Source organism: Kitasatospora sp. NPDC087271 (assembly GCF_044744605.1).
Taxonomy (GTDB): domain Bacteria; phylum Actinomycetota; class Actinomycetes; order Streptomycetales; family Streptomycetaceae; genus Kitasatospora.
Map to the genome: position 1 here is coordinate 62,416 of NZ_JBIUYQ010000031.1, position 14,780 is coordinate 77,195.

Annotated in this window: 10 protein-coding genes; 7 read left to right on the forward strand and 3 right to left on the reverse strand. The window is 73.1% G+C overall.

Annotation, left to right across the window (positions count from 1 at the left end; all coding sequences use genetic code 11):
- The first annotated feature begins 74 nt into the window (after nt 1-74).
- The 7 genes from ACIO9K_RS33635 (at nt 75) to ACIO9K_RS33665 (ending at nt 10,144) form a co-directional block, all read left to right on the forward strand.
- Nucleotides 75-1,481 carry a sugar ABC transporter substrate-binding protein gene (locus ACIO9K_RS33635; RefSeq protein ID WP_363622961.1) on the forward strand — a complete coding sequence of 469 codons (1,407 nt, stop codon included), beginning with the start codon at nt 75-77 and terminating at the stop codon, nt 1,479-1,481.
- A gap of 11 nt (nt 1,482-1,492) precedes the next feature.
- Entirely contained in the window at nt 1,493-2,425 is a 933-nt protein-coding gene (locus ACIO9K_RS33640; RefSeq protein ID WP_400335478.1) for a carbohydrate ABC transporter permease, read from the forward strand.
- On the forward strand, nt 2,422-3,312 hold the full coding sequence (locus ACIO9K_RS33645) for a carbohydrate ABC transporter permease (protein ID WP_363622965.1): 891 nt from the start codon (nt 2,422-2,424) through the stop codon (nt 3,310-3,312). The genes ACIO9K_RS33640 and ACIO9K_RS33645 overlap by 4 nt, the downstream gene beginning before the upstream one ends.
- 8 nt (nt 3,313-3,320) lie before the next feature.
- Nucleotides 3,321-5,429, forward strand: coding sequence for a beta-galactosidase (locus ACIO9K_RS33650; RefSeq protein WP_400335481.1), 2,109 nt, complete (start codon nt 3,321-3,323; stop codon nt 5,427-5,429).
- On the forward strand, nt 5,426-7,642 hold the full coding sequence (locus ACIO9K_RS33655) for an MGH1-like glycoside hydrolase domain-containing protein (protein WP_400335483.1): 2,217 nt from the start codon (nt 5,426-5,428) through the stop codon (nt 7,640-7,642). The genes ACIO9K_RS33650 and ACIO9K_RS33655 overlap by 4 nt, the downstream gene beginning before the upstream one ends.
- A gap of 42 nt (nt 7,643-7,684) precedes the next feature.
- Nucleotides 7,685-8,419, forward strand: coding sequence for a ribonuclease H (locus ACIO9K_RS33660; RefSeq protein WP_400335485.1), 735 nt, complete (start codon nt 7,685-7,687; stop codon nt 8,417-8,419).
- 165 nt (nt 8,420-8,584) lie between these two features.
- A complete protein-coding gene (locus tag ACIO9K_RS33665) occupies nt 8,585-10,144 on the forward strand; it encodes an alpha/beta fold hydrolase (protein WP_400335487.1) in 1,560 nt (519 codons plus the stop codon).
- Nucleotides 10,145-10,196: 52 nt separating this feature from the next.
- Here ACIO9K_RS33665 and ACIO9K_RS33670 read toward each other — a convergent pair whose 3' ends face one another.
- From ACIO9K_RS33670 to ACIO9K_RS33680, 3 genes are all read right to left on the reverse strand, one after another.
- Nucleotides 10,197-11,306, reverse strand: coding sequence for a Rieske 2Fe-2S domain-containing protein (locus tag ACIO9K_RS33670; RefSeq protein ID WP_400335489.1), 1,110 nt, complete (start codon nt 11,304-11,306; stop codon nt 10,197-10,199).
- Nucleotides 11,307-11,661: 355 nt separating this feature from the next.
- Nucleotides 11,662-13,191: an MFS transporter gene (locus ACIO9K_RS33675; RefSeq protein WP_400335491.1), complete on the reverse strand. Its 1,530-nt coding sequence runs from the start codon at nt 13,189-13,191 to the stop codon at nt 11,662-11,664.
- Between the two features lie 163 nt (nt 13,192-13,354).
- On the reverse strand, nt 13,355-14,131 hold the full coding sequence (locus ACIO9K_RS33680; protein ID WP_363622979.1) for a hypothetical protein: 777 nt from the start codon (nt 14,129-14,131) through the stop codon (nt 13,355-13,357).
- Nucleotides 14,132-14,780: the final 649 nt, after the last annotated feature.

The following is a 14,780-nucleotide window of genomic DNA, read 5'->3' on the forward strand; positions in this document are numbered from 1 at the left end:
GTCACAGGCCTTGACGGCACTGTGTGTGCTGAGTTCTGTATACAGCATTCGGCATTCACTCTTCAGGAGGCAAGATGTCGGGAGGAAAGAACTCAACCGGCACCCGGCACAGACGCCTTGACGCTCCGCCGGGCAGCCGGGCCGGATCCGGACCGGGCCCCACCCGGCGCCGGGTCCTCGGCGCCGGGCTCGCGGGCGGCGCGCTGCTGCTGACCGGGGCGACGGGCTGCGCTACCGGCGGCGCCGGCGCTCCGGACGCCAGACGGCTGGACGCGAGTTCGGGCGGCAAGGTCGCGGGGAAGATCACCATCTGGTCCTGGGACGTCGCAGCCAAAGCCATGCAACGGCTCGGCAAGGCCTTCGAACAGGCACACCCCGGCACCACCGTCGACGTCGTCGACATCGGCTACGACAACGCCTACGACAAGATCACCGTCGGGCTCGGAGCCGGCAGCGGACTCCCCGACGTGCTGACCGTCGAGGGCCACAGGATGCCCACCTACATCGGCAACTTCCCCCACGCGCTGGTGGACCTGACCAGCCGGGCCGGCGGCCTCGCGAAGGACTTCGCACCGTCCGCCTGGCGCACCGTCACCGACGCGGGCGGCCGTGTCCTCGCACTGCCCTGGGACAGCGGCCCGTGCGCCCTCTTCTACCGCCGTGACCACTTCCAGCAGGCCGGAATCGACCCCGCCACCCTCACCACCTGGGACGACTACCTCGCCGCCGGCACCACCCTCAAGGACCGCACCGGCAAGAAACTGCTCATCCTGGACGCCAAGCAGGACAGCATGTTCGCCCTGCTGCTCCAACAGCAGGGCCAGGGCTGGTTCGTCGACGGCAAGGTCGCCGTCGCCTCACCCGCCGCCGAACGGGCGCTCACCCTGATGAAGCAACTGGTCGACCGGGGCCTGGTCGACTTCGAGAACGGCTGGGACGGCCTGGTCTCCGGCACCCACGACGGCAAGGCCGCCACCACCCCCACCGCCGCCTGGTGGGACGGCACCCTCACCGGCGACATGGCCGACCTGAACGGCAGGTTCGGCGTCGTCCCCCTGCCCGCGTTCGACCCCGGCGGCTGCCGCACCTCCAACAGCGGCGGCTCCACCCTCTGCGTCACCGCCCAGAGCAAGAACCCCGAACTGGCCTGGGAATTCCTCTCCTTCCTGCTCGCCGGCCGGGCCAACCAGGCCTCGATGATGGAGCACGAAGGCCTCTTCCCCGCCTACCTCCCGGCCCTGGACGACCCGTACTTCCAGCAGCCGGACCCGTACTACGCGAACCAGCCCGCCATGCGGCTCTTCGCCGACCTCGCCCGGTCCATCCCCACCGTCGAGACCACCGCCGACGACGCCAAGGCCGGCGACATCGTCAACACCGCCGTCAACCAGGTGCTGCACAACGGAGCCGACCCCGGCACCGTGCTGCGCTCCGCCGCCCGCCAGATCGCCACCGCGACCAGTCGCCAGCCGGCCCCGTAGGGACACGCGCCATGACCAGTCTCCAGGCCCCCGCCCCCCGGGTGGCCGCCGCACCCGCGCGCACCGCGCCCACCCGGCGACGACTGCTGCCACGCTCCGCGGCCTGGCTCTTCGCCGGGCCCACGGCCGTGCTCTTCATCCTCTTCTTCGCCTATCCGCTCGGCGCCAGCCTCTACCAGAGCTTCACCGCCCGCCGGGACGGCGCCACCGTCTGGGTCGGCCTGGACCAGTACCGGCGGATGCTGGACGACCCGGCCTTCCTGCACTCCCTGGTCAACACCGGGATGATCCTGGCCGTCCAGGTGCCCGTGATGATCGGCCTGGCGCTGGTGCTGGCCGTCCTGCTGAACCAGTCCTGGCTGCGCTTCCGGGCCGGCTGGCGGGCCGTCTTCTTCCTGCCCGCCGTCACCACGCTGGTCGCCTACGCCGTCGTCTTCCAGGTGCTGCTGCGCACCGACGGCGGCCTGGCCAACCAACTCCTGCACGCCCTGGGCGCCGGCCCCGTCGACTGGCTCAACTCGCCCACCTGGGCCCGGATCTCCCTGATCGGCTCGGTCACCTGGCGCTGGACCGGCTACAACGCCGTCATCCTGCTCGCCGGCCTGCACGCCATCGGCCGGGACCAGTACGAGGCCGCCGCCCTCGACGGCGCGGGCACGCTGCGCACCTACACCAGCGTGATCCTGCCGCAGCTGCGGCCGGTGGTGCTGTTCTGCGTCATCACCTCCACCATCGGCACGCTCCAACTCTTCGACGAGAACTACGTGCTGACGCGCGGCGGCCCCGGCGACGCGACCCTCACCCCGGTGGTCTACCTGTACAAGGTCGGCTTCCAGCAGCTCGACTTCGGGTACGCGGCCGCGATCGCCTGGGTCGTGGTGCTGGTCATCGCCGCCGTCTCCCTCCTCCAGTTCCGGTTCTACGGAAGGGAACGCCGCCGATGAGCGCCACCTCCACCCGCCCCCGGCCCGCCCGACCGGCGACCGTCCGCCCACCGGTGGCCCGCCCGCCGGCCGCCCGGCTCGGCCGCGGCGCCGTCCTGGCCGTGCTCGCCCTCGGCGCCGTCGTCAGCCTGGTGCCGTTCGCCTGGATGCTGATCGCCAGCACCCACAGCAGCTCCGAACTCTTCCACTCCCCGCCGCCGTTCCTGCCCGGCGGGGAACTGCTGCGCAACCTGGCACACCTCCAGCAGAGCATCGGCTTCGGCCGGGTGCTGCTCAACAGCCTCGGCGTGGCCGTCGTCTACACCGCGCTGAGCTCCCTGCTGTCGGCCATGTGCGGCTACGGGCTGGCCAAGTACCGGTTCCGGGGTCGCGGGCTGCTGCTCGGGCTGGTGCTGGCGACCATGATGATCCCGCTCCAGGTGCTGCTCGTCCCGCTGTTCCAGATGATGGCCAGCGTCGGCTGGATCGACAGCTACCAGGCGGTCATCCTGCCCTTCCTGGCCAACTCCTTCGGCATCCTGCTGATGCGCCAGGGCTTCCTGGACTTCCCCGACGAACTCCTGGAGTCGGCGCGCATCGACGGATCCGGCGAACTGCGCACCTTCTACCAGGTCGTCCTGCCGTGCGTGCGGCCGCAGTTGGGCGCGCTCGTGATCTTCACCTTCATGGGCCAGTGGAACAGCTTCATCTGGCCGCTGCTGATGCTCAACACCGAGGACAAGTACACCGTGCCGGTGGCGCTCAACACGCTGACCGGGCTGACCCACGTCGACTACTCCGGCCTCATGCTCGGCTCCCTGCTGGCCACCCTCCCGCTGGTGCTGCTCTTCCTGGTGTTCCAGCGGCAGTTCGTGGCCGGCCTGCTCGGCGGAGCGCTGAAAGGATGACCCCCCGCATGACCTCCCGTACTCCTTCCCGCGCGGCCGCGCTGACCCGCGTGCCCGGCCTCCTCTACGGCGGGGACTGGAACCCCGAGCAGTGGTCCGAGGAGGTGTGGGCCGAGGACGTGAAGCTGATGGCCGAGGCCGGGGTCAACCTGGTCACCGTCGGGGTCTTCTCCTGGGCGCGGCTCCAACCAGCCTCCGACAGCTGGGACTTCGGCTGGCTGGACCGCCTCCTCGACCTCGTCCACGGCCACGGCATCGCCGTCGACCTGGCCACCGCCACCGCCTCGCCACCCGCCTGGCTGGTCCGCGCCCACCCCGAGCTGCTGCCCGTCACCGCCGACGGCGTCCGGCTGGAGTTCGGCTCGCGCCAGCACTACTGTCCCTCCTCCGCCGCCTACCGGGCCGCCGCCGCCCGGCTCACCCGGGCCCTCGCCGAGCGCTACCACGACCACCCCGCACTCGCCCTGTGGCACATCCACAACGAGTACGGCGACCACGTCCAGGAGTGCTTCTGCCCCGCGTCCGCCGCCGACTTCCGGCGTTGGCTGCGCGAGCGGCACGGCGACGTCGACGAGCTCAACCGGTCCTGGGGGACGGCGTTCTGGTCGCAGCGCTACGGCTCGTTCGACGAGATCGAACCGCCGCGCGCCGCGCCGGGGCCGGTCAACCCGACCCAGCTGCTGGACTGGCGCCGGTTCTGCTCCGACGCGCTGCTGGCCCTGCACCGCACCGAGAAGGCCGTCCTCGACGAGGTCTCACCGGGCGTGCCCGTCACCACCAACTTCATGTCGATGCTCAAGTCGCTGGACTACTGGGAGTGGAGCCGCCACGAGGACCTCGTCTCCGACGACGCCTACCCCGACCCGGCCGACCCCCGCGCACACGTCAACGCGGCCATGAACTACGACCTGATGCGTTCCCTCAAGGGCGGCAAGCCGTGGCTGCTGATGGAACAGGCCCCCTCGGCCGTCAGCTGGCGGCCCGTCAACCTGCCCAAACGGCCCGGCCTGTACCGGCTCTGGTCGCTCCAGGCGCTGGCCCGGGGCGCGGACGGCGTACTGCACTTCCAGTGGCGCGCCTCCGTCGCCGGGGCCGAGAAGTTCCACAGCGCGATGCTCCCGCACCGCGGCACCTCCTCGCGCGGTTGGCGGGAGACCGTCGGGTTCGGGGCCGAGCTGCGCCGGCTCGGCGAGATCGCGGGCAGCCGGATCCGCGGGCGGGCGGCCGTCCTGCTCGACTGGGACAGCTGGTGGGCGCTGGAGCTGGACGACCACCCCTCCGCGCGGATGCGCTGGCTCGACCTGCTCCGGCCCTGGTACGCGGCCCTCCACGACCGCGGCGTGACCGTCGACTTCGTCCCGCCCACCGGCGACCTCGACGGCTACCAACTGCTGCTCGCCCCCAACCTGTACCTGCTCGACACCGCCACCGCCGACCGGCTCACCGCCTTCGTCCAGGCGGGCGGCCACCTGGTCTGCGGCCCGTTCAGCGGCATCAGCGACCGGCACGACCACCTCCACCCCGGCGGCCACCCCGGGCCGCTGCGGCCGCTGTTCGGCCTCGTCGTGGACGAGCACTGGCCGATCCCCGACGGGGCCGCCACCACCGTCCGGCTCGACGGCGGCGGGCCGGAGCTGCGGGCCGAGCACTGGAGCGAATGGATCGACACCGAGGGCGCCGAGACCGTCGCCCGCTACGCCTCCGGCGAGCTGGCGGGCCTGCCCGCCGTCACCCGGCACCGCCACGGCACCGGCAGCGCCTGGTACCTCGGCTGCCACCTCGGCGCGGACGTCGGCCGGGTGCTCGACCTGCCGCTCGCCGAAGCCGGGGTCGGCGCCGAACTGCCCGGCCTTCCGACCGGTGTCGAGGCCACCCGCCGCCGCGCCGCCGACGGCACCGACTACCTGTTCCTGCTCAACCACGGCCCCGCCGCTTGCCGGGTGGCGCTGGACCGGCCCGGCACCGACCTGCTCACCGGCGCCGACACCGGCCGGGGCGTCACCCTCGCACCGCTCGGCGCCGCCGTCGTCCGCGTCCCCGCGGCCGGCCCCGATCCGGCCTCCCCGTCCACGCCCACGTCTCCGTCTCCGTCCACGCCCGCCGAGGAGCGCACATGACGCCGCTGTCCCGCCGCCGACTCCTGGCCGCCACCGCCGCCACCGGCACCGCCCTCGCCGTGGCGGGCGGCGTCGCACCGGCCGCCCACGCCGACGACCGGCAGGCCGCCCCGTCCGACCTGGCTGACCCGTCCGACCTGTCCGACCTGTCCGACCGCTACGCCGACATCCTCGACCTGCACGGCACCCCCGCGCAGGCCTACCCCGGGGACGCCACCGGCAACAACCCGATCAACGTCTTCGCCGACCTCGGCGCCTGGCACGCCTACGCCCTGCCGCGCCCGCAGGACCCGCTCGGCGGCTTCACCGGCCCCCTCCACCTCGCCCAGGAATACCCGTGGTGGCTCAGCGACGGCCTCAACCGCCTCCAACTGACCGAGCAGGGAAGGATCCTGGACCTCGCCGCCGGCGGCGCCCCCCGGCTCACCTCGCTGCCCGGGCTGCTGCGCCAGTCCTACGACCTCGGCGGCCGCCTGGCGCTCACCCTCGAACTGCGCTTCGCCGGCAACCGCACCGCCCTGGTCAGGGCCCGGCTGGCCAACGGCGGCCCGGCCGAACGGACCCTCCAGGTCGCCTGGACCGGGACACTGCTGCGCCCGGCCACCGGCCCCCAGCGCGACGCCCCCGCCCTGGTCGCCGCCGAGCGCGGCGTCGCCGTCCGGTTCGCCCGGGTACGGCAGACCTGGGACTACCTCACCGACGGCACCGAACGCTACGAAGTCCGCCACGCGGCGCCGGTCCGCACCACCGTCAGCGGCGACGGCCACCGCACCGAACTGGCCGGGCCTGTCCGGCTGGCCCCGGGCGCGGCCCGCACCCTGGACTGGGCCGAGAGCTACACCTTCACCGACGCCGAGCACTCCCGCGCCGTCGCCGAGGCGGACGCCGCGCTGCGCGCCCCCGACCGGGTCGCCGCGGCGGGCGCCGCCCGCTGGGCCGGGTACGTCAGCCGGGCGACCGAGGGCGTCCCCGCCGCGCGCCGCCGGACGGCCGTCAAGTGCGTGCAGACCCTGGTCACCAACTGGCGCAGCCCGGCCGGGCGGATCCGGCACGACGCGGTCACGCCCACGCTCTCGTACAAGTGGTTCAGCGGGGTCTGGGCCTGGGACACCTGGAAGCAGGCCGCCGGCACCGCCGTCTTCGCCCCCGACCTGGCCGCCGACCAGATCCGGGCGATGTTCGACCACCAGATCCGGCCCGACTCCGCCGACCGCCCGCAGGACGCCGGGATGATCCCGGACTGCGTCTTCTACAACGACCCGAGCACCGGCGGCGGCAACTGGAACGAGCGCAACTCCAAGCCCCCGCTGGCCTCCTGGGCGGTCTGGGAGGTCTACCGGCGCGGCGGCGACCGGGCGTTCCTGCGCGAGCTGCTGCCCAAACTGACCGCCTACCAGGACTGGTGGTACCGCACCCGGGACCACGACGGCGAAGGCCTGTGCGAGTACGGCGCCACCGTCGACCCGGGCAACGCCGCCCCGGCGGACTGCCTGGCGGCGGCGGCCTGGGAGTCCGGCATGGACAACGCGCCGCGCTTCGACGCCGCCCTCGGCACCGCCGTCGTCGCCAACCGCAACGCGCAGGGCGCCCTGCTGGGCTGGTCGCTCACCCAGCGCTCCGTCGACCTGAACGCCTACCTGGCCGCCGACCACCGCGCCCTGGCCGCCATCGCCGCCGAACTCGGCGACCGCACCGCCGCCCAGCGGCTGCGCCGACGGGCCGAGGTGATCGACCGGGCCGTGCGCGACACCATGTTCGACCCGGCCACGGGCTGGTTCCACGACACCGACCTGGCCACCGGCGCCCGCCTCACCGCGCGCGGGCGCGGCATCGAGGGCGCGATCCCGCTCTGGTCCGGCACCGCCTCACCCGCCCAGGCCCGCGCGGTCCGCGGGCTCCTGCTCGACCCGGCCGAGTTCGGCACCGCGCTGCCGTTCCCGACCGTCGCCCGCAGCTCGCCCTCCTTCGACCCGGCCGGGTACTGGCGCGGGCTGGCCTGGATCGACCAGACCTACTTCGCCATCGAAGGCCTGCGCCGGTACGGCTGGAACCAGGACGCCCGCCGGGCGACGGACCGGCTGCTGGCGACGGCGGCCGGGCTCGGCGGCGACGGTCCGCTGCGGGAGAACTACGACCCGCTGACGGGGGAGGGGCGGAACTCGACCAACTTCAGCTGGTCCGCGGCCCTGCTCCTGCTGCTGCTCCGGGTCTGACCGATTTGGCCCGGGCCTGCCACGTCCTGGCATGATCGGGGCATGGTCGAACGAGTCATTGCAGCGTGTGACGGAGCAGCCAAGGGCAACCCCGGTCCGGCGGCCTGGGCCTACGTGGTGGCGGACGCCGCCGGGGTGCCCCAGCGCTGGCAGGCCGGTCCGCTCGGGCACAGCACCAACAACGTGGGCGAGCTGACGGCGCTGGAGCAGCTGCTGGCGTCGACGGATCCGGCCGTCCCGCTGGAGGTCCGGCTCGACAGCACGTACACCCGCGACGCGGTGACCAAGTGGCTGGTCGGCTGGAAGCGCAACGGGTGGAAGACCGCCGCCGGCAAGCCGGTCGCCAACCGCGAGCTGATCCAGCACATCGACGAGCTCCTGACCGGGCGGGACGTCACCTTCGTGTACGTCCCCGCCCACCAGGTGAACGGCGACCCGCTGAACGCCATCGCCGACAAGGCCGCCAGCGACGCCGCCCGCCGGCAGCAGGCCGCGGGCGGAACCGCCGCCGACCTCCCCGAGCCGGACCCGGCCCGGACCACCCCGGCGCGGGCCGCCCGCCCGGCCTCCTCGTCGGCGGGCTCGTCGGCCGGTTCGTCGGCGGGCTCGTCGGCGGGCTCGTCCACGGCGAAGAAGCGCTCCTCGGGCGGTTCGCGGACCCTGGCCGCCCGCTTCCCCGGCACCTGCCCCTGCACCCGCCCCTACGCCAAGGGCGACACCATCACCAAGGTGGGCAGCAGCTGGGGGCACCCGGAGTGCGCGGGCGCCCACGCGTAGGACCTGTCCGACGCCGGACGGGCCGACACCGGCCCGTCCGGCCCGCCCTGGTCGAACTCACCCCCGGGGTGGAGCCGGGTGGAGCCGGGTGGAGGAGCGCCCCGGGTGAATTCTCCACCCCCGCGCCGAGGCTGATGGAACCTCACCAGTCCTAGCGTCGGACGCATGACCCGACCTACCGGCCGCACCACGGCCCGCGCCGGCGGCGCGCTGCTCACCGCCGCCCTCCTGCTCGCCGCACCACTCGCGCCGACCGCCGCCGCGGCCCCGGCGGCGCAACTCGCCTGGGGGTCCTGCCCCGCGCCGACCCCGAACGCCAACGGCGTGCCGTTCACCCGCGACCCGCGCCAGCAATGCGCGACCCTGCGGGTGCCGCGGGACTACCACGACCCGGCCGAGGGCACGATCACCCTCACCGTCTCCCGGCTGCGCACCGCCGACCCCGCCCACCGGCGCGGCACCCTGGCCGTGGTGCCGGGCGGGCCGGGCGGCTCCGGACTCGACTACCCGGGCGAGATGGCGAAGCTGCTGCCGCCGGACGTCCTGCGCTCGTACGACCTGATCGGCTTCGACGAGCGGGGGGTGGGCAACAGCACCCCGGTCCACTGCGACCTGTCCGCCGCCGAGCGGGACGCCCAGCTCAACTACCCCTTCCCCGGCCCCGACGGCTCGATCACCGCCAACCTCGACCAGGCCCGGCGGGTGGCCGACGGCTGCGCGGCCGCGAGCGGCGGCTACCTGGCCGACGTGACCACCGCCAACTCGGCCCGCGACCTGGACCGGATCCGGGCCGCCCTGGGCCTGCCCCGGATCTCCTACCTGGGCAGCTCGTACGGCACCTACCTCGGCCAGGTCTACGCCACCCTCTTCCCCTCGCACACCGACCGCGTGGTGCTGGACAGCACGGTGCCGCCGGGCGGGCTGGAGCAGGGGTTCAGGCTGTTCAGCGAAGGCTTCGCCGACTCCTTCCCGGCCCTGGCCCGCTTCGTCGCCGCCCAGGACGCCACCCTGCACCTCGGCGCCACCCCCGAGGCGGTCCGGGCGAGCTACCTCCGGCTGGCCGGCGAGGTCGACCGCGACCCGCTGCCGCTGTCGGGCGGCCGGCTGCTCACCGGCGGCGGCCTGCGCAGCGTCGTCTACGCCTCGCTGGTCAAGCCGAGCTACTACCCCCTCGGCGCGCGGGTCCTGCAACTGGCCGAGGAACGCGACACGACTCCGGCCCAGGCCCCGGCTACGGCTCCGACGTCGGAAGGCGCGACGGCCGCCGCCGGGCCGACGGGCGCGGGCACCGGCGGTTCGGGTGGCAACCCGCTGCCGCAGGTTATCCCCGACAACTTCCTCGCGGCCCAGTTCGCGGTGATCTGCGGCGACTCGGCCTGGCCCCGGGACCCGGCCGTCTACGCCGCCCGCACCGCCGCCGACCGGGCCCGCTACCCGCTCACCAACGGCATGAGCGGCAACGTCTGGCCGTGCGCCTTCTGGCACTACGGCCCGAAGGAACCGCCGGTCCGGGCCGACCCGGACGGTCCGCGCAACATCCTGATGCTGCAGAACCGGTACGACCCCGACACCACCTACAACGGCGCCCGGCAGACCCAGCGCGCCTTCGGGCACCGGGCGGCGATGGTCACCTTCGACACGACCGCGCACGGCGTCGACTTCACCGACCCCCGGGTGCTCGCGCCGTTCACCGCCTTCCTGCTCGGCGGCCGGCTCCCGAGCTGAGCAGACGGCCGGCCGGGGCCCCGACCCGGGCCCCGGCCGTACGTCCGTCCGCTCAGGGCTTGGCGAGCCCGCTGCGGGCACCGTTCTCGGTCCGGACCGTGAGGGCGGCCGGCGCGGGCAGGTGTTCCTGGTGGTCCGGCGGGTAGAACTGCCGGGCCCAGTGCCGCAGGGCGCCGATCGGCCCGTCGCCGGGGGCGAGCCGGGGCGGTGACAGGTACTTCTTGGTGGACCAGATCGGGAAGTCGGCCGCCGTGAACTCGCAGCTCCGCTTGAACATCGGGCCCGCCAGCAGGCTCGACAGCGACCGGCTGACCGCCCTGCCGACCACGGGCGGCAGCCGGGACGGCTCGTCGAAGGAGAACCGGCTCGCCTGCCGGAACTGCATCCGGCCGGGCGCGACCATGGTGGCCATCACCAGCGAGCACATCTTCAGGCCGAGGGCCGGGGTGTGCACGTCGGTGTGCAGGCAGGCGAGGCCGTAACCGTCGACCTCGATCTCGACCTGGCGCCGGCCCAGCAGCGGGAAGTCCTCCTGCACCCGCATCGAGACGTGGAAGCGCGTGCCGTCCCAGTCGATCGGGGCCGCCAACTCGCCGCTCGGCCAGCCGTGCAGGGTGACGAAGTGGCCCAGGTCCACCGCGTTCTCCATGACGTCCTGGGCGTAGCCGGCCATCTCCCAGGCGGCGTGCCGGGGCGGCTGGTGCCCGAGCGTGTGCCACGACGGGATCTCCCAGTCCGGCTGCCGGCCGTCGTGGTGGCGCCAGACGAAGACGGCGTCGTTCACCTCGCGGACCGGAAGCTGCGCCAGGGAGGCCTTCGGCGGCGCGGAGCCGTACCCGGTCCGCACGCACCGGCCGTCCGGGGCGAAGGCGAAGCGGTGGAAGGGGCAGACCAGGTCGTCGCCCTCCACCTCGGCCAGGCCGAGGTGCGCCCCCAGGTGCGGGCAGTACGGGCGGATCGCGCGGATCCGCCCGCTCCGCAGCCGGTACAGCACGACGTCCTCCCCGGCCAGCCGCCGGGTGAGCACCGTGCCGGGCTTGAGCTCGTCGGAAAAGCCGACCGAGGCCCACCCGTCCGGGTACGGCAGGCCCGGCGGCAGCGCGACGTCGCCCGCGGTCGGGCCCTCACCGATGGGCTGGACGTGGTTTAAGGACTCGCGCATGAACTCTCCTCCTGGCCCGCCAGGCTCCGATCTCGGCAGCTCAGCCGGCCCTCCCGGGCGATTCGTCTCCGAACGGAACGCCCCGCATGTTAACCGCAGACCGATGGGGCCCGCACGAACAACATGGCTGATGCCAAAGAAGTCTGATGATTCATCAGAAAATCTCCGATGCGACCTTCGACGGCCGGACGGCTGAGCGATTCCCGGCCGGGCCGATCCACCGCACCGCCGTGCAGCCTGCCCGGCGTCGGCGCGCAGGCGGGGCTCGAAGACACGCCCTGGACTTCGGGACGGCGGCAAACGCGGTGAGGGATGGGCGAGTTGACGCGGATCCTGGTCATCGGCGGCGGCACCCCTAGCGATCCGCCGCTTCGACGGCGCTCAGCGGGGCCGCCAGGTCCTCCAGGCTGCGCCGTTCCGCCCGTACGCCGATCGCGGCCTCGACCAGCCCCGCGGCCGTCATCAGGGCCGCTCCGATGCAGAACGCGAGCGTGGTGTCGGAGACCTTCCCGCTGCTCACCAGGCCGTTGAAGAGCAGCGGGCCGCTGATGCCGCCGACCGCCGTGCCGACGGCGTAGAAGAAGGCGATGCACATCGCCCTGGTCTCCAGCGGGAAGATCTCGCTGACCGTCAGGTAGGCCGCACTCGCCCCCGCCGAGGCCAGGAACAGCACGGCCGTCCAGCAGGCCGTCATGCCGGCCGCGCTCAGCGCGCCCTGCTGGAACAGCGCGGCGGTGCCGAACAGCAGCAGGCCGGAGCCGATGTACGTGCCGGCGATCATCGGCACCCGCCCGACCGAGTCGAAGAGGTGGCCCAGCAGCAGCGGGCCGAGGAAGTTGCCGACCGCGATGACCGCGAAGTAGTAGCCGGTGTCGCCCTCCGGCACGTCGAAGTAGAGGGTCAGGATGACCGCGTAGCCGAAGGTCACGGCGTTGTACAGGAACGCCTGCCCGATGAAGAGCGCGAGGCCGAGCACCGTGCGGCGCGGGTAGCGGCTGATCACGGTGCGGGCGATCGTGACGAAGCCGAGCGGGGCGCGCTCGCGGATCAGGATCGGCCGGTCGGTGACGGCCGGAAGCGGTCGGCCGGTCTCCCGCTCCACGACCCGCTCGGCCTCGGCCACCACCTCCTCGGCCTCCGGGGCCCGCCCGTGGGTGAACAGCCAGCGCGGGCTCTCCGGGACGTGCCGGCGGACCAGCAGGATCACCAGGCCCAGCACGACACCGATCCCGAAGGCGAGCCGCCAGCCCACGTCGGTGGCGAACAGCGCGGTGTTCAGCAGTGCGACGGAGGCGAAGGCGCCGAGCGCGGCCCCGATCCAGAAGCTGCCGTTGATGATCAGGTCGACCCGGCCGCGCACCCGGGCAGGGATCAGCTCGTCGATGGCCGAGTTGATCGCCGCGTACTCGCCGCCGATGCCGAACCCGGTGAAGAAGCGGCAGAGGAAGAAGAACCAGGCCGTCCAGGACAGCGAGGTCACGGCGGTCGCCGCCAGGTAGACGGCGAGCGTCACCATGAACAGCTTCTTGCGCCCGAGCCGGTCGGTCAGCCAGCCGAAGAACAGCGCGCCGGAGCAGGCGCCCGCCACGTACACGGCGGCCGCGATCGTGGTCACCTGGGTCGTCGAGATGGCGATGCCGCTGCCGGGCTGCGCGAGCCTGGCCGCCATGTTGCCGACGATCGTCACCTCGAGGCCGTCCAGGATCCAGACGGTGCCCAGGCCGATCACGATCCGCCAGTGCCAACGGGACCACGGCAGCCGGTCCAGCCGGGCCGGCACGTTGGTCTCGATGACCCCGGTTCCGGCGGACCCGGACCCGGACCCGGCCCCGGGGGCCGCACCGTCGTGCGGGTTCCGCGCGGATGACTTCGCCGGATCGGCCATGCGGGGCTCCTTCGCTCGCCGTATCGAGACGCCCCGTCTGCCCGCTTTCCGCGGGATCGAACGCGGGCGTCCTCTTCGCTACGCTCGGTGAGCTTCGACGCTCCCTCCGTCATCATCCCCCGGGGGCGGAGGAGCCGCCCGGGGAGGCGTTGCTCCTGGCGGGCTACTGCTCGACGTACTTGCGCAGTACCTGCTGGTAGTCCGCGAACTCTGGCTCGGTGTGCAGCTTGGAGACGTCCTTCTTCAGGTAGACCATGCTGGGGCAGCTGGGTTTGGCGCTGCCCAGCAGCTGCTCGGTGCCGACCTTCCTCCCCGTCCTGGCCTCGTACACGGTCACCTCGTACCTGCCGCGGTAGAGCTTGAGGGTGTCCGAGGTGAACTTGCAGTCGGTGAGGAACTCGCCCTCGTCGGGTGAGCCCAGGCAGGCGATCAGCTGGACGCGGTACGGGTCCAGGCGGGTCCCGCTCCAGTAGTCCGGCGAGCCGGCGGCGGGGGAGGCGGGGTGCGAGGAGCCGGACTCGCTGACGGTGAACATCGCGACCGGGTGCGGTCCGGCGCCGGTGAGCTCGGCGGTCTTGGGGAAGTACTTGCGCGCGATGTCGGAGGCGCAGCCGGCGTCGAGGTCGGAGATCCGGCTGAGTGCCTTGTCGCTCGCCTTCGGCTCGAAGATCACCCAGTACACGCCGTACCCGAGGACTCCGACCATCGCCAGCGCGACCACCCGTGCGGCGATCGTCCGGCCCCTGCGCCGACCGGGTGTCAACTGCCCTGCGGCGCCGTTGGCGGCGCGCTTCCTGGTCGCCACGGCGTAGGCGAGGAAGAGGACCGGGGACGCCGCCACCACGGCGAACAGCACGCCGATCGGGGCGTTTCCGCCGTTGAACGCGATCATCGAGAAGACCACCGAGATCGCGGCGAGCAGGACTATCAGCTTGGCCATGAACATGCCCTCCCAAGGGTCGACAGCAGCCGCGAGACTACCGCTGCCGGGGTGGGGCGCGGGCGCCCGTACCCGGCCCGGACGGGCTCCCGGGGCCCGCCGCCGTCGCCGCGCCGGTGTTCCGCCGGAATTCCACCCGCATTTCCGCACCAGCGGTGATTTTCTTCCCCGCCGCTTTCCGGAGCTCTTTCGAAGTCGATTTCCGGAGGTGGTGGAGACGGGGTCGAGAGGTGCTGGAAAGGGCTTTCCGGCGGGGGTGCGGTGTGTTGTGGTGGGTGGTGGTGGAGCCGGGCCGCACCCCCGTGGCGGCCCGGACCGGCCGGACAGCCGCTGGTGGGCGGCGTAGACGCTCGCGCATGGATGTGAGTGCGGTGGCTATGGTTCGCCGACTCGGGGTGGATTTGAATGGTGCCATGACGACGAACCGACCGGGCTCGCAGAGCGGTAGGGGCCCGCGGATCGCGTCGGACCTCCCGGGCGCCGCCGGCGCCTTCGGGACGTCGGTTCCGTCAGTTTCCTCCGTCTCTCCGAATGAGGTGCTCGTGATGGCTCGTAAGGGTGTTGTGGATCTTCCGGTCGGTGCTGGTGTGGTGCTGGTGGTGGGTGGGACGGGTAAGACCGGTCGGCGGGTGGCGGATCGGTTGGCGGG

Excerpts from the sequence above, each read along its gene's own strand:
- ACIO9K_RS33680 (WP_363622979.1), bottom strand. The coding sequence starts at position 14,131 with ATGGCCAAGCTGATAGTCCTGCTCGCCGCGATCTCGGTGGTCTTCTCG.
- ACIO9K_RS33645 (WP_363622965.1), top strand. The coding sequence starts at position 2,422 with ATGAGCGCCACCTCCACCCGCCCCCGGCCCGCCCGACCGGCGACCGTC.
- ACIO9K_RS33655 (WP_400335483.1), top strand. The coding sequence starts at position 5,426 with ATGACGCCGCTGTCCCGCCGCCGACTCCTGGCCGCCACCGCCGCCACC.
- ACIO9K_RS33660 (WP_400335485.1), top strand. The coding sequence starts at position 7,685 with ATGGTCGAACGAGTCATTGCAGCGTGTGACGGAGCAGCCAAGGGCAAC.
- ACIO9K_RS33635 (WP_363622961.1), top strand. The coding sequence starts at position 75 with ATGTCGGGAGGAAAGAACTCAACCGGCACCCGGCACAGACGCCTTGAC.
- ACIO9K_RS33650 (WP_400335481.1), top strand. The coding sequence starts at position 3,321 with ATGACCTCCCGTACTCCTTCCCGCGCGGCCGCGCTGACCCGCGTGCCC.
- ACIO9K_RS33665 (WP_400335487.1), top strand. The coding sequence starts at position 8,585 with ATGACCCGACCTACCGGCCGCACCACGGCCCGCGCCGGCGGCGCGCTG.
- ACIO9K_RS33640 (WP_400335478.1), top strand. The coding sequence starts at position 1,493 with ATGACCAGTCTCCAGGCCCCCGCCCCCCGGGTGGCCGCCGCACCCGCG.
- ACIO9K_RS33670 (WP_400335489.1), bottom strand. The coding sequence starts at position 11,306 with ATGCGCGAGTCCTTAAACCACGTCCAGCCCATCGGTGAGGGCCCGACC.
- ACIO9K_RS33675 (WP_400335491.1), bottom strand. The coding sequence starts at position 13,191 with ATGGCCGATCCGGCGAAGTCATCCGCGCGGAACCCGCACGACGGTGCG.